Source organism: Achromobacter sp. SX5, from assembly GCF_056711425.1.
Window position 1 is genome coordinate 1,629,953 of record NZ_CM160041.1, and the last position, 18,308, is coordinate 1,648,260.

At 71.1% G+C, this 18,308-nt stretch carries 22 protein-coding genes; 15 read left to right on the forward strand and 7 right to left on the reverse strand.

The features are described from left to right. Positions 1 to 10 precede the first annotated feature (10 nt). The 9 genes from AC1M14_RS07710 to AC1M14_RS07750 are packed head-to-tail and all read left to right on the forward strand — an operon-like array spanning position 11 to position 8,841. The gene (locus AC1M14_RS07710) at positions 11 to 739 is read left to right on the forward strand and encodes an SDR family oxidoreductase (RefSeq protein ID WP_479731327.1); all 729 of its coding nucleotides are present in this window, start codon (positions 11 to 13) and stop codon (positions 737 to 739) included. Then, positions 730 to 1,305 (forward strand): D-glycero-alpha-D-manno-heptose-1,7-bisphosphate 7-phosphatase, encoded by a 576-nt coding sequence (locus tag AC1M14_RS07715; RefSeq protein ID WP_102772675.1) that lies wholly within the window; start codon positions 730 to 732, stop codon positions 1,303 to 1,305. Before AC1M14_RS07710 ends, AC1M14_RS07715 begins: the two co-directional genes overlap by 10 nt. 1 nt (position 1,306) lies before the next feature. Then, complete coding sequence (locus AC1M14_RS07720; protein ID WP_479731328.1) at positions 1,307 to 2,413, forward strand: glycosyltransferase family 9 protein; 1,107 nt, start codon at positions 1,307 to 1,309, stop codon at positions 2,411 to 2,413. Next, positions 2,401 to 4,137 carry a carbamoyltransferase family protein gene (locus AC1M14_RS07725; RefSeq protein WP_479731329.1) on the forward strand — a complete coding sequence of 579 codons (1,737 nt, stop codon included), beginning with the start codon at positions 2,401 to 2,403 and terminating at the stop codon, positions 4,135 to 4,137. Before AC1M14_RS07720 ends, AC1M14_RS07725 begins: the two co-directional genes overlap by 13 nt. Then, on the forward strand, positions 4,134 to 5,138 hold the full coding sequence (locus AC1M14_RS07730; protein WP_479731330.1) for a glycosyltransferase family 2 protein: 1,005 nt from the start codon (positions 4,134 to 4,136) through the stop codon (positions 5,136 to 5,138). Before AC1M14_RS07725 ends, AC1M14_RS07730 begins: the two co-directional genes overlap by 4 nt. After that, complete coding sequence (locus AC1M14_RS07735) at positions 5,135 to 6,196, forward strand: glycosyltransferase family 9 protein (RefSeq protein ID WP_479731331.1); 1,062 nt, start codon at positions 5,135 to 5,137, stop codon at positions 6,194 to 6,196. The genes AC1M14_RS07730 and AC1M14_RS07735 overlap by 4 nt, the downstream gene beginning before the upstream one ends. After that, on the forward strand, positions 6,193 to 7,164 hold the full coding sequence (locus AC1M14_RS07740) for a glycosyltransferase (RefSeq protein ID WP_479731332.1): 972 nt from the start codon (positions 6,193 to 6,195) through the stop codon (positions 7,162 to 7,164). Before AC1M14_RS07735 ends, AC1M14_RS07740 begins: the two co-directional genes overlap by 4 nt. Next, the gene (locus AC1M14_RS07745) at positions 7,164 to 8,201 is read left to right on the forward strand and encodes a UDP-glucuronic acid decarboxylase family protein (protein WP_102772871.1); all 1,038 of its coding nucleotides are present in this window, start codon (positions 7,164 to 7,166) and stop codon (positions 8,199 to 8,201) included. The genes AC1M14_RS07740 and AC1M14_RS07745 overlap by 1 nt, the downstream gene beginning before the upstream one ends. 10 nt (positions 8,202 to 8,211) lie before the next feature. Continuing rightward, positions 8,212 to 8,841 (forward strand): UdgX family uracil-DNA binding protein, encoded by a 630-nt coding sequence (locus tag AC1M14_RS07750; RefSeq protein WP_479731333.1) that lies wholly within the window; start codon positions 8,212 to 8,214, stop codon positions 8,839 to 8,841. Positions 8,842 to 8,908: 67 nt separating this feature from the next. On the opposite strand, the gene AC1M14_RS07755 is transcribed toward AC1M14_RS07750, so the two are convergent. Continuing rightward, positions 8,909 to 9,433 carry a DUF421 domain-containing protein gene (locus AC1M14_RS07755; protein WP_111827206.1) on the reverse strand — a complete coding sequence of 175 codons (525 nt, stop codon included), beginning with the start codon at positions 9,431 to 9,433 and terminating at the stop codon, positions 8,909 to 8,911. 92 nt (positions 9,434 to 9,525) lie between these two features. Here AC1M14_RS07755 and AC1M14_RS07760 point away from each other — a divergent pair, with 92 nt between their 5' ends. Next, positions 9,526 to 9,705 carry a hypothetical protein gene (locus AC1M14_RS07760; protein WP_102772667.1) on the forward strand — a complete coding sequence of 60 codons (180 nt, stop codon included), beginning with the start codon at positions 9,526 to 9,528 and terminating at the stop codon, positions 9,703 to 9,705. Here AC1M14_RS07760 and AC1M14_RS07765 read toward each other — a convergent pair. Beyond that, positions 9,702 to 10,532, reverse strand: coding sequence for a c-type cytochrome (locus tag AC1M14_RS07765; RefSeq protein ID WP_479731334.1), 831 nt, complete (start codon positions 10,530 to 10,532; stop codon positions 9,702 to 9,704). The genes AC1M14_RS07760 and AC1M14_RS07765 overlap by 4 nt on opposite strands. Then, positions 10,529 to 10,945 carry a c-type cytochrome gene (locus AC1M14_RS07770; protein WP_102772664.1) on the reverse strand — a complete coding sequence of 139 codons (417 nt, stop codon included), beginning with the start codon at positions 10,943 to 10,945 and terminating at the stop codon, positions 10,529 to 10,531. Before AC1M14_RS07770 ends, AC1M14_RS07765 begins: the two co-directional genes overlap by 4 nt. Before the next feature lie 130 nt (positions 10,946 to 11,075). Between AC1M14_RS07770 and AC1M14_RS07775 the strand changes: the two genes are divergently transcribed. The 4 genes from AC1M14_RS07775 to AC1M14_RS07790 all read left to right on the forward strand — a co-directional run bounded on the left by AC1M14_RS07775 (position 11,076) and on the right by AC1M14_RS07790 (position 15,434). Further along, complete coding sequence (locus AC1M14_RS07775) at positions 11,076 to 12,053, forward strand: cytochrome c oxidase subunit II (protein WP_479731335.1); 978 nt, start codon at positions 11,076 to 11,078, stop codon at positions 12,051 to 12,053. Then, complete coding sequence (locus tag AC1M14_RS07780) at positions 12,050 to 14,563, forward strand: cbb3-type cytochrome c oxidase subunit I (protein ID WP_479731336.1); 2,514 nt, start codon at positions 12,050 to 12,052, stop codon at positions 14,561 to 14,563. Before AC1M14_RS07775 ends, AC1M14_RS07780 begins: the two co-directional genes overlap by 4 nt. Positions 14,564 to 14,668: 105 nt before the next feature. Continuing rightward, entirely contained in the window at positions 14,669 to 14,998 is a 330-nt protein-coding gene (locus AC1M14_RS07785) for a four-helix bundle copper-binding protein (protein ID WP_209166056.1), read from the forward strand. Positions 14,999 to 15,035: 37 nt separating this feature from the next. Further along, entirely contained in the window at positions 15,036 to 15,434 is a 399-nt protein-coding gene (locus AC1M14_RS07790; protein ID WP_102772660.1) for a PRC-barrel domain-containing protein, read from the forward strand. Here AC1M14_RS07790 and AC1M14_RS07795 read toward each other — a convergent pair. Beyond that, entirely contained in the window at positions 15,425 to 16,510 is a 1,086-nt protein-coding gene (locus AC1M14_RS07795; protein ID WP_479731337.1) for a mechanosensitive ion channel family protein, read from the reverse strand. The two genes, AC1M14_RS07790 and AC1M14_RS07795, sit on opposite strands and share 10 nt — an antisense overlap. A gap of 104 nt (positions 16,511 to 16,614) precedes the next feature. On the opposite strand from AC1M14_RS07795, the gene AC1M14_RS07800 reads away from it, so the two are divergent. Then, the gene (locus AC1M14_RS07800) at positions 16,615 to 16,812 is read left to right on the forward strand and encodes a hypothetical protein (RefSeq protein WP_102772658.1); all 198 of its coding nucleotides are present in this window, start codon (positions 16,615 to 16,617) and stop codon (positions 16,810 to 16,812) included. Between the two features lie 7 nt (positions 16,813 to 16,819). Here AC1M14_RS07800 and AC1M14_RS07805 read toward each other — a convergent pair whose 3' ends face one another. The 3 genes from AC1M14_RS07805 to AC1M14_RS07815 form a co-directional block, all read right to left on the reverse strand. Further along, the gene (locus tag AC1M14_RS07805) at positions 16,820 to 17,026 is read right to left on the reverse strand and encodes a DNA-3-methyladenine glycosylase (RefSeq protein ID WP_308810270.1); all 207 of its coding nucleotides are present in this window, start codon (positions 17,024 to 17,026) and stop codon (positions 16,820 to 16,822) included. Positions 17,027 to 17,143: 117 nt separating this feature from the next. Further along, a complete protein-coding gene (locus AC1M14_RS07810) occupies positions 17,144 to 17,704 on the reverse strand; it encodes a DUF4142 domain-containing protein (protein WP_111827189.1) in 561 nt (186 codons plus the stop codon). An 89-nt stretch (positions 17,705 to 17,793) separates the two neighbouring features. Further along, positions 17,794 to 18,303 carry a CinA family protein gene (locus AC1M14_RS07815; RefSeq protein WP_209166054.1) on the reverse strand — a complete coding sequence of 170 codons (510 nt, stop codon included), beginning with the start codon at positions 18,301 to 18,303 and terminating at the stop codon, positions 17,794 to 17,796. Positions 18,304 to 18,308: the final 5 nt, after the last annotated feature.

Below are 18,308 nucleotides of genomic sequence, written 5' to 3' on the forward strand. Positions count from 1 at the left end.
GGAGGCCGACATGCATGAATACGAAACCCTGGACGGACGCGTGGTGCTGGTGACCGGCGGCGGCAGCGGACTGGGCGCGGCCCTGTGCGAGATGCTGGCGCGCGAAGGCGCGCGCGTGGCGGTGGCCGACATCGACGAGCAGCGCGCGCACGCGCTGGCTTCCCGGCTCAAGCAGGACGGCGCCGACGCGATGGCCTGCATCATGGACGTGGGCGTGGTGGCCGACGTGCGCGACGGCCTGGACGCCGTGGTGCGCCAGTTCGGCAAGCTCGACGCCATCGTCAACAGCGCCGGCGTGGACGTGACGGCGCCCATCGATCAGCTCGACGCGGACGTCTGGGAGCGCGTGCTGCGCACCAACCTGACCGGCCCGTTCCTGATGGCCAAGCTGGGCAAGGACCGGCTGACGCCGGGCGGCCATATCGTGAATATCGCGTCCACGGCGGCGCGCCGCGCCTGGCCCAACGCCAGCGCCTATCACGCCAGCAAGTGGGGCTTGATGGGCCTGTCGCATGCGCTGCACGCCGAATTGCGCGGCGCCGGGCTGAAGGTCAGCGCGGTGATCGCCGGCGGCATGCGCACGCCGTTCCTGCTAGACCGCTTTCCGGACATCGACACCGGCACCTTGCAGGACCCGGCCAACGTGGCGCGCGCCGTGCGCTTCGTGCTCACGCAGCCGGGCGAGACCGTGGTGCCGGAGGTGATGGTGCTGCCTATGAAGGAAACGTCATGGCCCTGAGGCCCGCCGTATTCCTGGACAAGGACGGCACGGTGCTGGCCGACGAGCCCTACAACGTCGATCCCGGCCGCATGGCGTACGCGCCGCAGGCGTTCGCGGGCCTGGCGCGCCTGGGCGCGGCCGGCGCCGTGCTGGTCGTGGTGAGCAACCAGCCGGGCGTGGCCAAGGGCCTGTTTCCGGCCTCGGCGCTGGAGCCGGTGCACACCCGGCTGGCCGCCATGTTCCGCGCGGCCGGCGCGCACCTGGACGGGTTCTATTGGTGTCCGCACCATCCCGACGGCGTGGTCGAGGGCTATGCCGGGGCCTGCGATTGCCGCAAGCCGCGGCCCGGGCTGCTGCTGCGCGCCGCGCGCGAACTCGGCCTGGACCTGCGGGCGTCCTGGCTGATCGGCGACATACTCGACGACGTCGAAGCCGGCAATCTGGCCGGCTGCCGCAGCATCCTGCTGGACGTGGGGCACGAGACCGAATGGCGCGCCGGCCCGCAGCGTGTGCCGTTCGGCCGCGCGCCCGACCTGGATGCCGCCGCCCGCATCGTGCTGGCCGCCGCGGCCGGGGAGGCCTGAGATGGCCTGGGACTGGCGCGAATGTCCGCACGTGCTGTGCGTGCGGCTGGACAATATGGGCGACGTGCTGATGTGCAGCCCCGCGCTGCGCGCGCTCAAGCAAAGCGGCGCGCGCCGCCTGTCGCTGCTGACTTCCACGGCGGGGGCGCGGCTGCAGCCGCACCTGCCCGACGTGGACACCGTGCTGGCCTACGACGCGGCCTGGATCAAGAACGACACGCAGGGACGCGAGCAGGACGAGCGCATGATCGCGCGGCTGCGCGCGCTGCGTCCGGACGCGGCGGTGATCTTCTCCGCCTACAGCCAGAGCGCGCTGCCGGCCGCGCTGCTGTGCCATCTGGCCGGCGTGCCGCGCGTGCTGGCCCACAGCCGCGAGAATCCCTACCGCCTGATCACGGAATGGGTGCGCGAGACCGAGCCGCAGGCCGGCATCCGCCACGAAGTTCGGCGCCAGCTCGACCTGGTCGCCAGCATAGGCGCGCGCTGCGCGGACCAGCGCATGTCGTTCCAGGTCCGCGCCGAGGATCGCGAATCGCTGCGGCACAAGCTCGACCACGAAGGCGTGACCGAGACCGGCGGCTGGATCTGCGCGCATGCCGGGGCCAGCGCCGCATCGCGGCGCTACCCCGCGCAGCTGATGATGCAGGCGCTGGTCGGCCTGCGCGCCGAAGGCCGCCGCGTGCTGCTGCTGGGCGGGCACGAGGACCCGGCGCTGGAGGATGCGCTGGCGCACGCGCGCCGCCTGCTGCCCGGCCTGATCGACCTGTCCGGCCGCCTCACGCTGGGCGAACTGGGCGCGGCGCTGGAGGCGGCCGCCGTGCTGATCTGCAACAACAGCGGTCCGGCGCACGTCGCGGCCGCGCTGGGCGTGCCGGTGGTGGACCTGTACGCCCTGACCAATCCGCAGCACACGCCCTGGCAGACCCCCGCCCGGGTGCTCAACCGTGACGTGCCTTGCAAGTACTGCTATCGCAGCGTCTGCCCCGAAGGCCACCAGGCCTGCCTGGCGGGCGTCGAGCCGTCCAGCGTCGCCGAGGCGGCGCGCGAACTGATGGCCGCAACCGGCAGGGCGCGCGCCGCCCAGGAGGAATTCCCATGTTCACTTTAGGCATCAACGCGGCCTACCACGATTGCGCCGCGGCGCTGGTCGCCGACGGCGTCGTGCTGGCGGCGGCCGAGGAAGAGCGCTTCACCCGGGTCAAGCACGGCAAGCGCCCGGTTCCCTTCACCACCTGGCAGCTGCCGTACTACGCCATCGACTACTGCCTGTCGGCGGCCCACATCAACCTGCGCGACGTGGATCACATCGTGTATTCCTACGATCCGGCGCTGCTGGCCGAAGGCCTGCCGCCCGGCGCGGACATCAGCCTGCCGCTGGAGCCGTCGCGCGCCGGCGCGGGCGAGGAAGGCAGATCGCCCTGGGACCCGCTATTCCTGTCGTACCTGGTGAACGCGCCGCGCCAGCTGCTCGACGGCGCGCCCCATCACCTGAAATCGCCTCGCTTCGACGGCCTGACGCTGCAGCACATCATGGACCGCTGGGTCTATCTGGACCATCACCTGTCGCATGAGGCCAGCGCCTTCCTGGCCGCGCCCTGCGCCGAGTCCGCGGTGCTGACCATGGATGGCCGCGGCGAGCGCACGACCACCAGCTACGGCAATTTCAGCAACGGCGAGTACGCGCGGCTCAAGCAGATCGACCTGCCGCATTCGCTCGGCCTGCTGTACGAAGAGGTCACCAGCTATCTCGGCTTTCTGCACTCCAGCGACGAGTACAAGGTGATGGCGCTGGCCTCTTTCGGCAAGCCGACGCTGCGCAAGGAGTTCCGCGAGATCCTGCAGCTGGAGGAAGAGGGCGGCTACTCGCTGCATCCGGCGCGCCTGGCCGAGCGCTTCGGCCCGCCGCGGCGGCGCGGCGCGCCCTTCGAAGAGCGCCACAAGAACATCGCCAGTTCGCTGCAGTACGTGCTGGAGGAAACCGCGCTGCACATGGTCCAGTGGCTGCACGAAAAGACCGGCGCGGCCAACCTGAGCATGGCGGGCGGGGTGGCGCTGAACTGCGTCATGAACGCGCGCATCGCGCGCGACGGCCCGTTCGACAGCGTCTGGGTGCAGCCGGCCGCGGGAGACGCCGGCACCGCGCTGGGCGCGGCCCTGTACGTGGACTACCACCGGCGCGGCGGCAAGCGTGAATGGACGATGGAGCACGCGTACCTGGGGCCGTCCTATCCGGACGAGGAGATCGAGCGCTTCCTGTATGCGTCGCGCCTGGATTTCCGGCGGCTGGACGACGTGGCCGGCGAGGCCGCGGCCCTGCTCGCGCAGGAGAAGATCCTGGGGTGGTTCCAGGGGCGCATGGAATTCGGGCCGCGCGCGCTGGGCGCGCGCTCCATCCTGGCCTCGCCGCTGGACGGCGCCATGCAGGCGCGGCTCAACGGGCTGAAGGACCGCGAGGACTTCCGCCCGGTCGCCCCGGTGGTGATGGAAGAGCGCGCGGCCGAGTGGTTCGACGGCCGCGGCGGCTCGATCTGCGCGCCGTTCATGCTGTTCGTCTATGACGTGCTGGCGCACCGGGCGCAGCAGATTCCGGCGGTGCGGCACATAGACGGCACGGCGCGGGTGCAGACGGTGCGGCGCGACCAGAACCCGCGCTACTACGACCTGCTGGCCGCGTTCGAGCGGCTGACCGGCGTGCCGGTGCTGGTCAACACCTCGTTCAACACCCGCGGCGAGCCCGTGGTCTGCACGCCGCGCGACGCCGTCGAATGCTTCTGGACCTCGCCGCTGGACGCGCTGGTCATCGGCCCCTACCTGATCGAGAAACCCCGATGAGCCGCGTCCCCGCCCAGCCCCAGGTATCGGTCGTCGTGCCCACGTACAAGCGGCCGGACCTGCTGGCGCGCTGCCTGGAGGCCCTGGCGCGCCAATGCTACGCCCTCGACGACTACGAAGTGCTGGTGTGCGACGACGCGGCCAGCAGCGCCACCGAGCGCCAGGTCGGCGAACTGCGCCAGGCCTGGGGCAACCGGCCGGCGCTGCGCTACCTGCCCGTGACCGGCACGCGCGGCCCGGCCGGCGCGCGCAACCTGGGCTGGCGCAGCGCCAAGGCGGAGATCATCGCGTTCACCGACGACGACACCATCCCCGAGCCGGAATGGCTGGGCAACGGCGTGCGCGCGCTGGCGCCGCAGCTGGCGGCCGTGGCCGGCGCCACCGAGATGCCCATCCCCGACCCGCCCAGCGACTACGAACGCGACGCGGCCGGCCTGACCCGTTCCGAATTCATCACCGCCAATTGCTTCGTGCGGCGTTCGGCGCTGCTGGCCGTGGGCGGCTTCGATCCGCGCTACGCCATGGCCTGGCGCGAAGACTCCGACCTGCATTTCGCCTTGCTGGACCACGGCCTGAAGGTGCGGCGCGAGCCGCGCGCGCGGGTGCTGCATCCGCTGCGCGGCCAGCGTTTCGCGGCCGGGCTGGGCATGCAGAAGAAGGCCATGTACGACATGCTGCTGCGCCGCAAGTATCCGTCGCTGTACCGGCGCCGCATCCGTTCCACGGCCTGGCGCTATTACCTGGTGGTGGCGGCGGCCTTTGTTTCGGCCGTGGCGCTGGCCGCGCTGGGCCATGCGCAGGCCGCGCTGGCGGCGGCGGTGCTGTGGGCCGGGCTGAGCGTGAATTTCTTTGTCCGCCGCCTGCGCGGCACGCGCCGCGGCGTGCGCGAGGTGATCGACCTGGCCGTGACGTCGGCCTGCATTCCGCTCTTGTCGATCTGGTGGCGCTGCGTGGGCTGGGTGCGCTACGCGGGCGTGCGCAGCGCCGGGAGGCGCGCATGACGCCGCTGCTCGATCCCGCCTCTCCGCCGGCCAGCATCGCGGTGTTCCGCGCGCTGCAGCTGGGCGACATGCTGTGCGCGGTGCCCGCCCTGCGCGCGCTGCGGCGCGCATTTCCGCAGGCGCACGTCGCGCTGGTGGGGCTGCCCGGCGCGCGCGACTTCTGCGCGCGCTTCCACGCCTATGTGGACGAACTGATCGAGTTCCCCGGCATCCCGGCGTTTCCCGAGCAGCCGGCGCGGCCGCAGGCGCTGCCGGCGTTCTTTCGCCGCATGAGCCGCAGCGGCTACGACGTGGCCCTGCAGATGCATGGCAGCGGCGCGCGCTCCAATCCGCTGGTCGAACGCCTGGGCGCGCGCCGCTGGGGCGGCTTCGTGGCCGAGGCCGCCGCCGAGATCCCCGGCCAGCGTCTGGCCTGGCCCGACGGCCTGCCCGAGCCGCGGCGCTATCTGGCGCTGCTGCGCCATCTGGGCCTGCCGGCCGAGGACGACGGCCTGGAGTTTCCCATCGGCGAAGCCGACCGGAACGAGGCGCGGCGCCTGCTGCGCGAGCACGCGCTGGACCCGGCCAGGCTGGTGCTGATGCACGTGGGCGCGCGCCTGCCGTCGCGGCGCTGGCCGCTGGAGCGCTATGCGCAGGTCGCGCAGGCGCTGGCCGGGCAGGGCTGGCAGGTCGCGCTGACCGGAACCGAGGCCGAACGCGGCATGACCGCCGAACTGCGGCGGCGGGCGGGCGTGCCGCTGGCCGATCTTTGCGGCGCGACCGCGCTGGGCGGCCTGGCCGCGCTGGTGGCCGGCTGCCGCCTGCTGGTGTGCAACGACACCGGCATCTCGCACGTGGCCGCCGCGGTCGGCGCGCGCAGCGTGGTGATCGCCTGCGGCAGCGACGCGGCGCGCTGGGCGCCGCTGGACCGGCGCCGCCACGCGGTGCTGGCGGCCGACGCGCCTTGCCGGCCGTGCGCCTACGAAACCTGTCCGATCGGCCATCCCTGCGCCCTGGCCGTGAGCGTGCCGCAGGTGCTGGCCTGCGCGCGGGCGCAACTGGGGAGGGTTGAACCATGATGCCGACAACAACGCCGCGCGCCGCGCGCCGCCTGCGCATCCTGACCTGGCACGTGCATGGCAATTACCTGTATGCGCTGGGCCACGTGCCGCACGATTTCATCGTGCCGGGGCTACCCGGCGGCCCGCCGGGCTATGGCGAACTGGGCCGGCGCATCCCGTGGACCGGCAACGTGGTCCAGGTGCCCGCGCAGGACCTGCGCTCGCTGCGCTTCGACTGCGTGCTGTACCAGTCGCGCCAGAACCTGGACGACGCCCGGCTGCTGCTGGACGACGAGCAGCGCGCCTTGCCCTGCGCGTATCTGGAGCACAATCCGCCGGCCCCGCATCCCACCGACAGCGTGCATCCGTTTCGCCATGCGCGCGGCCTGACCGTGCACGTCACCCCGTACAACGCGGCGATGTGGGACTGCGGCGACATGCCGGTGCGCGTGGTCGAGCACGGCGTGCCGCCGCCCGCGGCGCACTACGACGGTTCGCTGGCGCGCGGCGTCGTCGCCATCAACCATCTGGCGCGGCGCGGCAGGCGCATCGGGCTGGACCTGTTCGAGGACATGCGCGCGCGCACGCCGCTGGACCTGATCGGCATGGGGGCGGAGGAACTGGGCGGCCTGGGCGAGGTGCCGAATATGGAAGTCGGCGCCTTCATGGCGCGCTACCGGTATTTCTTCAGCCCGATCCGCTACGCCAGCCTGGGGCTGTCGCTGGTGGAAGCCATGCTTTGCGGCGTGCCGGTGGTGGGCTTCGCCGCGACGGAACTGCCCACCGTCATCAGAAGCGGGGAGAACGGCTACGTGGACACCCGTCCCGAGCGGCTGGCGCAGGCGGCGCGCGCGCTGCTGGAGCAGCCCGAGCTGGCGCGGCAGTGGGGCGCCCGGGGCCGCGAGACCGCGCTGGCGCGATTCGGCATGGAACGATTCGTGTCCGACTGGGTGAACGTCTTCGATACGATCCTGGAGGCTGCATGATGGACGATACTGTACGGACCGGCCGCGCGCTGGTCGCCGGCGGAGCCGGCTTTCTGGGCTCGAACCTTTGCGCCCGCCTGCTTGCCGACGGCTGGGAAGTGGTGTGCGTGGACAATTTCCAGACGGGGCGGGCGCGCAACCTGGCCGGCTTCGCCGACCAGCCGCGCTTTTCGTGCCTGCGGCATGACGTGGTCGAACCGCTGGCCGGCATCGAAGTCGACCGGATCTACAACCTCGCATGCCCGGCCTCGCCGGTCCACTACCAGGCCGATCCGCTGAAAACGCTGCGTACCTGCGTGCTGGGCTCCATGCAGCTGCTGGAGCTGGCGCGGCGCTGCGGCGCCCGCGTGCTGCAGGCCTCGACCAGCGAGGTCTATGGCGACCCGCTGGAGCATCCGCAGCGCGAGGGCTACTGGGGCCACGTCAACCCGATCGGGCCGCGTTCCTGCTACGACGAGGGCAAGCGCTGCGCCGAGACCATTTTCATGGAGTACGCGCGCCACGAAGGCGTGGTCGTGAAGATCGCGCGCATCTTCAACACCTACGGTCCACGCATGGCGCCCGACGACGGCCGCGTGGTGTCCAACTTCATCATGCAGGCGCTGGCCGGCCAGCCGCTGACCATCTATGGCGACGGCACGCAGACGCGCTCCTTCTGCTATGTGGACGACCTGATCGACGGCCTGGTGCGGCTGATGGAAAGTCCGGCCGAGATGGCGCGGCCGGTCAACCTGGGCAATCCGGCCGAACTGACCATGCTGCAGATGGCGGACATGGTGCGCGTGCTGACCGGCGCGCAGGTGCCGCTGGTGCACCGCAACCTGCCGGTGGACGATCCGACCCAGCGCTGCCCGGACATTTCGCTGGCGCGGCGCTGCCTGGGCTGGTGGCCGCGCGTCGACCCGGCCGAGGGCATCGCGCGCACGGTGGCGTACTTCAGCGCGGAACGGGAGCTGACGGCGCGCGCGCGCCGCCGGCCGCCGGACACGGCGGCGTGGCGGCAGCTGTACGCGCCTGGTTCCCTGGCGCGCCGCTAGGGGCAGGCGCATGGCCGCTTCCAGACCGCCGCCCGAACCCGGGCCCGACGACGTCGACCCGCAGCAGCGCCCCAGAACGCTGAAGGCCTGCCGGCGCTGCGGGCTGTGGCGCAACGCCACCCAGCCCGTGCCCGGGGCCGGCGCGCGCCGCGCCGCCATCATGCTGGTGGGCGAACAGCCGGGCGACAAGGAAGACCTGGCCGGCCTGCCGTTTGTCGGACCGGCCGGCGCGTTGCTGGACCGGGCCCTGGAACAGGCGGGCGTGGCGCGCGAAGCGATCTACCTGACCAACGCGGTCAAGCATTTCAAATGGCAACTGCGCGGCAAGCGCCGCATGCACAAAACGCCGGCGCAGGCCGAGATCCAGGCCTGCGCCTACTGGCTGGACAAGGAACTCGAAACCGTCCGGCCGCGCGTCATCGTGGCCCTGGGGGCGACCGCGCTGGGCGCCGTGGTGCGCGACCGCGGCCAGACCCTGGCGGCGGCGCTGGGCCGCACGCTGGCGCGCGATGGCATACCGGTGCTGGCGTCCTACCATCCCTCGTACGCGTTGCGCAATCCGGACGAGCAGGGCCGCCAGGCCGTGTACCGGACCATCGTGGACGCGCTGGTCCGCGCCAGGAAGCTGGCCGGCGGCTAGCGTCCGGTCCGGCGGAAATCCGCGGCATTCGGAAAAAAGTACCGACAGGGTGGAATATCTGCGCCGCTCAGTCGTCCTCCTCCAGCGTGGAGGCGCCTCCCTTGTTGGCGTCGGACGCGCGGATCACGCTGAATTCGCCGGTGGTCTCCAGATACGCCCGGTGGACCTCCGACAGGCTGGCCACGCCCTTGAGGCGCAATTGCTCCATCAGTTCGCTGCGCGTGACGTGTTCGCGCTTCAGGCCGCTGGCCAGCACGCGGCCGGATTTCACCAGGCAGACCCGCTGCGGTTCGAGCAGGCGGCGCAACGGTGGGATGTAATAGCTGAGACGGTCCAGCAGATAGCTCCAGCCCACGATGGTGGCGACCACGATGATGCCGTCGCCCATGGAGTAGGAATCTCCCGACATGGCGTTGCCGGCGGCGTCGGCCACCAGCACCAGCACCAGCATGTCGGCCATGCCCAGAGAACCCAGGTCGCGCCTGCCGGAAATGCGCAACAAGGCGTAAAGCACCCAGTACATCGTGGTGCCGCGTATCAGCATTTCGGCGAAGCCGGCCTGCAGCGCGAAGATTTCGATGAACTTGTCCATGGCGCAGCCCAAGCAAGCGCCGTGCCGGACGGGGCTTGCGGGCATGGGGCTTGCTGCCTGGACACCATCCGGCATATCCGAGGAAGTCCGCCATGAAACCCAAAGACAGCAAGCCCAATCCGTCGGCCGACGACACCGCGCGCGAAACCCAGGCCAGCCACCGCGACGTGCAGAACCGGACCAAGAAGGAAGGTCACGTCAGCCAGGTCGGCACCGGCCAGGACCAGCAGAGCCAGCGCAACCGCGGCGGCGGCGCGCGCAGCAGAAGCTAGCGCAGCGTATCGAGAAACGCCGCGATATCGCGCGCGTCCTGCTCGCTCAGGCCCAGGTCCGGCATGGCCGACCCGGGCTTGATGCTGTCCGGCGCAAGCAGCCAGCGCTGCATATTGGCCTGCGTGTTGGGCAGGGTCCCGGCGATGTAGGGGCGGCCGGCGATGCCGGCCAGCGGCGGTCCCACGTGATGGTTGGCGCCCGCCACGCCGGGTATGGCGTGGCAGGTGGCGCATAGGTATTGCTGCAATGCGTCGCGCCCGGCCGCGGCGTCGCCCACGCGCGGCGCGACCGCTTGCGGGCGCGCCGTCGGACCGGCGGCGTCGGCCTGCGCCCGGTAGTCGCGCGGCGACAGCGCCGGCAGCACGCGCATGAACGCCACCACGTCCCAGATTTCGGCATCCGTCAGGCGGTAGCGCCAGGCCGGCATGCCGGTCATCCGGATGCCTTCGCGCACGATCCAGTAAATGTCGGCGGCCGGGCGCTCGCGCGCGCTGCCGACCAGCGCGGCGGGAGCCGGGTTCAGTCCCAGCGCATAGGGCTCGGGCGCGACGCCCGGCGCGCCGTGGCACTGCACGCAATGGGCCTGGTAAAGCGCCAGGCCGTTGCGCGCGCGGACCGGATCGTCCAGATCGGGGACTTCGATGTCCGCCGCGCGCCGCCGCACCGCCTGTACCTGGGCAACGTCGAGCAGGCGGTGCACGGCGATGGTGTGCGAGGCGGTGGCGCTGACGTCGTACCAGCCCCAATAGACGGCGGCCGCGCCCAGACCGGCCCCGCCGGCGGCGCCGGCCAGCACGGTCAGGGCGGCGACTTTCCAGTTTTTCATGGCGCGCGTCCCCCGGATGAGGCGGGGGCCAGCAGAAACGCGGCGATGTCCGCGGCCTCGGCCGGCGTCAGATCCATGTCGGGCATGGCGGTGCCCGGGTTGAAGGCGGGCGGGTCCAGCAGCCAGCGCGCCAGATTGGCCGGCGTGTTGGGCAGCGCGCCGCCCAGATAGGCGCGCCGCGCCAGGTCCTCCAGCGGCGGCCCGACGTTCGAGCGCGGCCCGCGCACGCCAGGGACCGTGTGGCAGGCGACGCAGCCGCGCGCGGCCACCAGGCCGCGGCCGCGCGCCGGGTCGGCCTGCGCCGCGGCGGGGCCGGCCGGCGCCAGCGGCGGACGTCCGTCCTCGCACCCGGCCAGCAGCGCGAGGGCGGCGGCGCCCAAGAGCGCGGCGATGGGGCGGGCATGAGCTTGCACGGCGGGCCTCCTGGCTGGCGCGTCCAGCAAGTCTTATGCCCCGTGCGGCGGGCACGCCGCGTGCTGGGCACGGCCGGCGCGGCGTCCGCCTGCGGCTGCTCGCGTCTTGGCCGGACTTCCGCTTTCTCATATGGCGCCCATCATTGCCTTCCTGCTTGCCGTCGCGCTGCCGGCCGCGTCCCGGGCGCAGACCCATTCCGTGCTGCAGCCGCAGGGCGAGGACGCGGCCCGCATCGCCGAAATCGGCTGGGTGCTGTACCTGGGCGCCGCGGCGATCTTCGTGGCGGCGGCGCTGCTGCTGGGGCTGGCGATGTACGGTCCGGCGCGGGCGCGCCGTCTGTTGGGCCGCCCGGCGCTGATCGTGGCCGCCGGCGTCGCGTTTCCGACGGCGGCGCTGACGGCCCTGCTGGTCTACGCCTTGCAGGCGGCCGCCGCCATGGCGCGCGGACCCGAGCCGGCCCTGCGCATCGAAGTGGCGGGCGAACTGTGGTGGTGGCGCGTGCGCTACCGGGACGCGGGCGGCGGCCTGCTGTTCGAAACCGCCAACGAGATCCGGATTCCGGCCGGCGTGCCGGTGGAGTTCCTGCTGCGTTCCGACAACGTGATCCACAGCTTCTGGGCGCCCAGCCTCGCCGGCAAGCTGGATCTGGTGCCCGGGCGCGTCAACCGGCTGCGCGTGCTGGCGCCCGAGCCCGGCGTGTTCCGCGGTTTCTGCGCGGAGTACTGCGGCGCCCAGCACGCCAATATGCGGTTCGAGGTGCAGGCGCTGGAGCCGGCGCGTTTCGAGCAATGGATGCAGGCGCAGCGCCGCCCGGCGGCCGCGGCCGCGCCGGCGCTGCGCCTGGGCGAGCGCGTGTTCCAGCGCGATTGCGCCCAGTGCCACGCGGTGCGCGGCACGGCGGCGGCCGGGACGCTGGGGCCGGACCTGACCCACGTGGGCAGCCGGCCCATGCTGGCGGCCGGCGCGCTGTCCAATAACGTGGGCGCGCTGGCGGGCTGGATCGCCGGCGGCCAGCACATCAAGCCCGGCAACCGCATGCCGGCCTTCGACCATTTGAGCGGGCCGGAACTGCGCGCCGTGGCCGGCTACCTGGACGGCCTGAAATGAGGCCGCCGCCCAATCCGCTGCCGCGCCCGGACGGCGAACTGCAGGGGCTGGAGCGCGCCTGGCGGCGTCCGACCGGCTGGCGCGCGCTGACGGTGGTGAACAACACTTCCATCGGCCTGCTGTATATCGCCACGGCCCTGCTGTTCTTCCTGCTGGCCGGCGTGCTGGCCCTGCTGATGCGCACCCAGCTCGCCGTGCCGGACAACGCGCTGATTGGACACGCGCTCTACAACCAGCTGTTCACCATGCACGGCACCGTGATGATGTTCCTGTTCGCGGTGCCGGCGGTCGAGGCCGTGGCGGTGCTGCTGCTGCCCAACATGCTGGGCGCGCGCGACCTGCCGTTTCCGCGCCTGTCGGCCTACGCGTACTGGGCTTACGCCATTGGCGGCCTGGTGTTCTTTTGCAGCATATTCGTGGGGCTGGCCCCGGACGGCGGCTGGTTCATGTATCCGCCCTTGACCAGCACGGCGTATTCGCCGGCGCTCAACGCCGACCTGTGGCTGCTGGGCATAGGCTTCATCGAGATCTCGGCGATCGCCGGCGCCATCGAGCTGGCGGTGGGCATTCTGCGCACCCGCGCGCCCGGCATGACGCTGGACAAGATGCCGGTGTACGCCTGGGTGATGCTGGTGTTCTGCGGCATGGTGATCGTCGCGTTCCCGGCGGTGATCGTGGCCACCGCGCTGCTGGAGCTGGAGCGCGCGTTCGACCTGCCGTTCTTCATCGCGCAGCGCGGCGGCGAGCCGTTGCTGTGGCAGCACCTGTTCTGGTTCTTCGGCCATCCCGAGGTCTACATCATTTTCCTGCCGGCTTCCGGCATGGTGTCGATGATCGTGCCCGCCATGACCGGCGCGCGGCTGGTGGGCTATCCGCTGGTGGTGGCGGCCGTGCTGGGCACGGGATTCCTCAGCTTCGGGCTGTGGGTGCACCATATGTACGCCACCGGCATTCCCGAGCTGCTGCTCGACGTCGCGTCGGCGGCCAGCATGGCGGTGTCGGTGCCGACCGCCATACAGGTGTTCGCCTGGATCGCCACTATAGCCGCCGCGGTGCGCCTGCGGCCGCTCAGGACGCCCATGCTGTTCATCCTGGGCTTTTTCTTCACCTTCGTGCTGGGCGGGCTGACCGGAGTGATGGTGGCCGTGATCCCGTTCGACCTGCAGGTGCACGACACCTATTTCGTCGTCGCCCATCTGCACTACGTGCTGTTCGGCGGCATGGTGTTCCCGCTGTTCGCGGCGTTCTATTACTGGATGCCTTTCGTCAGCGTCCGGCCGCTGTCGGAACGCCTGGGGCGCTGGGCCTTCTGGCTCATGTTCGTCGGCTTCAACCTGGCGTTTTTCCCCATGCACTTCACCGGCCTGGCGGGCATGCCGCGGCGCGTCTACACCTATGCCCAGAGTCAGGGATGGGAGTCGCTGAACCTGGCCTCGACCGTGGGCGCCTACCTGATTGCCGCCGGCGTGCTGGTGTTCCTGGTCGACGTGGCGCGCAACTGCCGGCCCTCGCTGGGGGCGGCCGCCGGCAACATATGGGGCGCGGGCACGCTGGAATGGCTGCCCAGCGCGGCCTACGGCATGCGCAGCGTGCCGCTGGTCAGCAGCCGCGAACCCTTGTGGGACCAGCCCGGCCTGGCGCGCGAGGTCGAAGCCGGCCACCACTTCCTGCCCAACGCGCCGGCCGGCCTGCGCTCGACCCTGGTGACCACCGCGCTGGACGCGCGGCCCGACTATGTGCTGGCGCTGCCCGGGCCGGCCTGGTCGCCGCTGCTGGCCGCGCTGGGCACGGCCGGTTTCTTCCTGTTGCTGACATTCAAGCTGCCGCTGCTGGCCACGGCCTTCGGCGTGCTGGCCGTGGCCGCGCTATGGCGCTGGCTGTGGGATGCCGACACCGGCGCGCCGCTGGAGGTGGACGTGGGCGCCGGCCTGCGGCTGCCGCTGGGCTGCCCCGGCAGCGCCTCGCATTCGTGGTGGGCCATGGTCATGCTGGTCATGGTCAGCGCCAGCATCTTCGCTTCACTGGTCTTCGCCTACCTGTTCCTGTGGGCGGCCGCCCGCGAAGCGTGGGGGCCGGCAGGCAGGCCGCCCGACGCCACTTCGGCATGGCTGGCGGCCATGCTGCTGGCGGGCTCCGGCGCATTCGTGGCGCTGGCCCGGCGCGGACTGCGCAAGGGAAGGCTGGCGCAACTGGGCTGGAGCCTGCCGCTTGCCGGCGTCCTGCTGGCGGCCTCGGCCGGGCTGGACCTGTACGCGCATTGGGGCGCCGGCCTGCGGCCGCAGGCCTCGGCCTACGCCGCGTCGGTCTACGCGGTGGCCGGCCTGCAGGCGGCGTTCGCGATCGTTTCGCTGGCGATGGGCGCGTTTACGCTGGCGCGCGCGCGGGCCGGCCGGCTGAGCGCCGAACGGCCCGCCTGCCTGGACAACACGGCCATCATGTGGCTGTACACCGTGGCCCAGGGTTTGCTGGCCCTGGCGCTGGTGCATGCCTTTCCCCGGCTGGGAGGCTAGCGTCCAGGCGGCGTTGCGCAACCTCGCGACGACGGTCGCGCACGCGGGCACGCGGTTTGCTGGATGGGGCAGTCCGCAACCCGATCGCATCGCAAGGAGGACGTAATGACCAGTACCGATGTAGACATGGAGCAGTGCATCAGCCGCTGCCTGGAGTGCTATCGAAGTTGTCTGCAGACGGCCTCGCAGCACTGCCTGGAGGCCGGCGGCGCCCATGTCGAGCCGGATCACTTCCGGCTGATGATGGCCTGCGCGGAAATCTGCCGCGCGGCCGCCCACACCATGCTGATCGGCGTCGAGCAGCACGGCCGCGTCTGCGCGGCCTGCGCGCAGCTGTGCAAGGCCTGCGCCGAGAGCTGCGCCGGCCTGGACGGCATGGACGAATGCGAGCAGGCCTGCCGCCAGTGCGCGCAGGCTTGCGAAAAGATGGCGTAGTGCAACCTGGGGATAGGCCCCGCATAGGAGAAAGGCAATGGAGCAACAAACCAATATCGTCGGCGGTCCCAAGCAATCGGCCACCGGTCCGGGCCCCGAAATCATGGCGGCCGACACGCTGGAAGGCAATGACGTGTACAACGCCGCCGGCGAAGAGCTGGGTTCGATCAAGGACATCATGATCGACGTGCCGCGCGGCCGCGTCGCCTACGCGGTGCTGTCGCGCGGCGGGGTGCTGGGCATGGGCGACAAGCTGTACGCCATTCCATGGTCCGCCTTGACGCTGGATACGGACCGCAAGTGCTTCATCCTCAATGTCGACAAGGAAGTGCTGAAGAACGCGCCGGGTTTCGACAAGGACAACTGGCCCAGGATGGCCGACGAAAGCTGGGCGCGCGACCTGCACCAGTACTACAAGCAGGACCCCTATTGGTAGGCAGGCGGTTGCGGCGGGGCGGCGGGGCCGCCCCGCCTCGTTATGTGTATCAGGCGCTCGGGCAGCGCCAGTGCGATGTCCGCGGCCTCCAGCTCGCGCATGATGCCCAGGTTGATCTCCTGCTGGATATCCATGTAGCGGTTGTAGTCGGCCGTCATCACGTAATAGACGGCTTCGTACTCCAGCGCGTTGTCGCCGAAGCGCGCCAGGTGCGCGCGGTCGAAGCGGGTGTCCGGCTGGCGCTCGATCTGCGCGCGTATCAGGCCGGGCACCGCGGCCGCGCGCTCCACGTCCGTCTGGTAGGTGACGCGCACGGTAAAGACGATGCGCCGTTGCTGCATGCGTTTGTAATTCTGGATCGTCTGCTTGAGCAGCTCGGTGTTGGAGCAGACGATCTGCTCGCCGCCCAGGCTGCGGATGCGGGTGGTCTTCAGGCCGACGTGCTCGATGCTGCCGGCGACCTGGCCGAACACGATGAAGTCGCCCGCCTCGAAGGGCTTGTCCAGCCCGATCGAAATCGACGCGAACAGGTCGCTCAGTATGGTCTGCACGGCCAGCGCGACCGCCACGCCGCCTATGCCCAGGCTGGCCACCAGCGCCGTGATGTTGACCCCGAGGTTGTCCAGCATGGCCAGCAGGGCGACGATCCACACCAGCGTGCGCAGCAGAAAGCGGAACAGCGTGGCCGTGACGGTATTGACCTGTCCGCGCGAGGCCAGCGCCTGCTCCAGCCCCACGTCCACCGCCCGGTCCAGCCACAGCGCGAGCTGCAGGGCCAGCACCACGAACCACAGGTGCTGGGCGTTGCGGCCGCTCCAGGGCATGGGCGCGGCGGCGATTTCGGCGCTGATCAGTATCGCCATCACCAGCAGCACGAAATGGCTGGTGCGCTGCAGAATCTGGGCCACGGCGCGCATCAGCGGCCTGGCGGCGGGCCGCTGCAGGCGGGCGCGCAGCAGGCGCAGCGCCGCGCCGATCGCGAAGAACAGCGCCGCGCCCAGCGTGAGAGCGAAGGCCCAGCGCAACAGGGGATGATCGGAAAATGCCGGGATGCCGGAAAGCCAGTCTGCGTACATGCCCGTCGGCGCAGCAAGCGCCGTGCCGCCGGGGCGGGGCGCGGGCGGGCATGCGGCTTGCTGTTGCGCACGAAAGCGGCATTCCCGCCGTTCGGAGCATGGCCATGAACCCACTCGAGCACAATGCGACGGCCCCGCCCGCCGCCGACGCCGTCGACCTGAGCGAGGGCGAACGCAGGGCGCAGCGCACGCTCAAAGCCGCCCGCCGCCTGCTGGTCCCGGAGGAGCAGGCGGCTGAAGCGTCCTCGACCGAGGCGGAGCTGAGGCAATATGTGCAGCAGGCCTACCGCCGCAGGTTCTAGGCCGCGGTCAGCCGGGCGGTTCATCCCATACGGAGGTGCGCCGGTATTGTTCGGCGCGGGCCAGCGTGCGATAGAAGTCCGCGCCGGCCTGCACCAGGCTGTCCAGCTCCTCGGGCCGCAGCCTGGGGGCGAGCTGCGCCAGGCACTGGGCGTAATTGGCCAGCACCTCGGGCCATTCATGAAAGCTCCGATCGGCCGCTGGGGTGGCGATCATCTGTGCCAGTAGTTCCTCACGATCCATATACGTGTCCCGCGGCTAGCCCGTTGTCATTCACGCCCGCTGTCCGCGCGCCGGCGCTTCCCCATGGAAGCGGTCCGGCCGGACCGGCGCTTACTTCTTGGCGGCGTTGAAGCGCTGCTGCAGGGCTTGCGCGGCTTCGAGGTGCTGCTGGAGGACCGGCAGGGTCTGCGTGGCGAACTGCTTGACGTCCGGGTCCTTCGCCTCGTTGGAGGCCTCCTCGAACTCCTTGACCGCGTCCTGGTGCGCGGAGACGCCGATTTCATCGACGTAAGCCTTGTCGAAGCTGTCGTCGCGCAGGCCCAGCGCCTTCAGCTTGGCCTGCTGCACCAGCGACGGTTCGGTCGGGGCGTCGTAGCCCTTGCTCTTGGCCAGGGTGGCCAGTTCCTGGCCGGCCTTGCCATGCTCATCGATCATCTTCTGGGCGAACGCCTTGACGTCCGGGTCGCGGGCTTTTTCGAGGGCAAGCTTGCTGCCGGCGATTTCCAGGTTGCCGGCCTGGGCCGCGTTTTCCAGGAAATCGCGGTCGGCGCTGTCCAGCCTGGCTTCCGGCGCCGTCGGCGGGGCCGTGGGCGCGGTCTGCGCCTGCGCCGCGTGGGCCGCGGCCAGCGTCAGCGAGGCGAGAAGAGTGGCTGTCAGGTGGCGGGTTTTCATGTGAACCTCCATATGAGGGCGCAGTGCGCCGTTGGAACAGGAGTGCCGCCGATAGGCCAGCAATCGCTGTGCCTGGAGGCGTCCGCGCTTCAGCGCGGCGGGGCGGCTCCAACCAGTTCGGCGTAGTGCTCGGCCAGCCGGACCAGGGCGTAGCGGGCGCTGGCCTCGCGGATGGCGTTGCGGCCGCCGTCGAAGCGCCGGGTTTCGGTGCGCACGGCCGGCGCCGCGTCGGCCCCGCCAGCCTTGAATACCCACGCGAAGCACTGCGTGCCGGCGGGGATCTCGCCATCTATGCCGTCGGTGACGCCGGTGTTCGAGATGGCCACCCGCGCCGGGCTGCGCTGCGCGGCGCCCAGCGCCATTTCCCTGGCCACCGCCTCGCTGGTCAGGTTGTGCCGCGCCAGCGTGCGCGCCGATACGCCCAGGCAGCGCATCTTGGCCTCGGGCGTATAGACCACGAACGCGCAATCGAGCAGCGAGCCGGCCCCGGGCACGTCGGCCAGCGTGGCCGCGATCAGCCCGGCGGTGCACGACTCGGCGGTAACCAGCGTCAGCGCGTGCTCGCGCATGAAGACGGCGACGCGTTCGATCGTATCCATGGCGG

What these genes read in the sequence shown, in the direction of transcription:
- AC1M14_RS07710 (WP_479731327.1), top strand. Translation starts at nt 11, where the DNA reads ATGCATGAATACGAAACCCTGGACGGACGCGTGGTGCTGGTGACCGGC.
- AC1M14_RS07715 (WP_102772675.1), top strand. Translation starts at nt 730, where the DNA reads ATGGCCCTGAGGCCCGCCGTATTCCTGGACAAGGACGGCACGGTGCTG.
- AC1M14_RS07720 (WP_479731328.1), top strand. Translation starts at nt 1,307, where the DNA reads ATGGCCTGGGACTGGCGCGAATGTCCGCACGTGCTGTGCGTGCGGCTG.
- AC1M14_RS07725 (WP_479731329.1), top strand. Translation starts at nt 2,401, where the DNA reads ATGTTCACTTTAGGCATCAACGCGGCCTACCACGATTGCGCCGCGGCG.
- AC1M14_RS07730 (WP_479731330.1), top strand. Translation starts at nt 4,134, where the DNA reads ATGAGCCGCGTCCCCGCCCAGCCCCAGGTATCGGTCGTCGTGCCCACG.
- AC1M14_RS07735 (WP_479731331.1), top strand. Translation starts at nt 5,135, where the DNA reads ATGACGCCGCTGCTCGATCCCGCCTCTCCGCCGGCCAGCATCGCGGTG.
- AC1M14_RS07740 (WP_479731332.1), top strand. Translation starts at nt 6,193, where the DNA reads ATGATGCCGACAACAACGCCGCGCGCCGCGCGCCGCCTGCGCATCCTG.
- AC1M14_RS07745 (WP_102772871.1), top strand. Translation starts at nt 7,164, where the DNA reads ATGGACGATACTGTACGGACCGGCCGCGCGCTGGTCGCCGGCGGAGCC.
- AC1M14_RS07750 (WP_479731333.1), top strand. Translation starts at nt 8,212, where the DNA reads ATGGCCGCTTCCAGACCGCCGCCCGAACCCGGGCCCGACGACGTCGAC.
- AC1M14_RS07755 (WP_111827206.1), bottom strand. Translation starts at nt 9,433, where the DNA reads ATGGACAAGTTCATCGAAATCTTCGCGCTGCAGGCCGGCTTCGCCGAA.
- AC1M14_RS07760 (WP_102772667.1), top strand. Translation starts at nt 9,526, where the DNA reads ATGAAACCCAAAGACAGCAAGCCCAATCCGTCGGCCGACGACACCGCG.
- AC1M14_RS07765 (WP_479731334.1), bottom strand. Translation starts at nt 10,532, where the DNA reads ATGAAAAACTGGAAAGTCGCCGCCCTGACCGTGCTGGCCGGCGCCGCC.
- AC1M14_RS07775 (WP_479731335.1), top strand. Translation starts at nt 11,076, where the DNA reads ATGGCGCCCATCATTGCCTTCCTGCTTGCCGTCGCGCTGCCGGCCGCG.
- AC1M14_RS07780 (WP_479731336.1), top strand. Translation starts at nt 12,050, where the DNA reads ATGAGGCCGCCGCCCAATCCGCTGCCGCGCCCGGACGGCGAACTGCAG.
- AC1M14_RS07785 (WP_209166056.1), top strand. Translation starts at nt 14,669, where the DNA reads ATGACCAGTACCGATGTAGACATGGAGCAGTGCATCAGCCGCTGCCTG.
- AC1M14_RS07790 (WP_102772660.1), top strand. Translation starts at nt 15,036, where the DNA reads ATGGAGCAACAAACCAATATCGTCGGCGGTCCCAAGCAATCGGCCACC.
- AC1M14_RS07795 (WP_479731337.1), bottom strand. Translation starts at nt 16,510, where the DNA reads ATGTACGCAGACTGGCTTTCCGGCATCCCGGCATTTTCCGATCATCCC.
- AC1M14_RS07800 (WP_102772658.1), top strand. Translation starts at nt 16,615, where the DNA reads ATGAACCCACTCGAGCACAATGCGACGGCCCCGCCCGCCGCCGACGCC.
- AC1M14_RS07805 (WP_308810270.1), bottom strand. Translation starts at nt 17,026, where the DNA reads ATGATCGCCACCCCAGCGGCCGATCGGAGCTTTCATGAATGGCCCGAG.
- AC1M14_RS07810 (WP_111827189.1), bottom strand. Translation starts at nt 17,704, where the DNA reads ATGAAAACCCGCCACCTGACAGCCACTCTTCTCGCCTCGCTGACGCTG.
- AC1M14_RS07815 (WP_209166054.1), bottom strand. Translation starts at nt 18,303, where the DNA reads ATGGATACGATCGAACGCGTCGCCGTCTTCATGCGCGAGCACGCGCTG.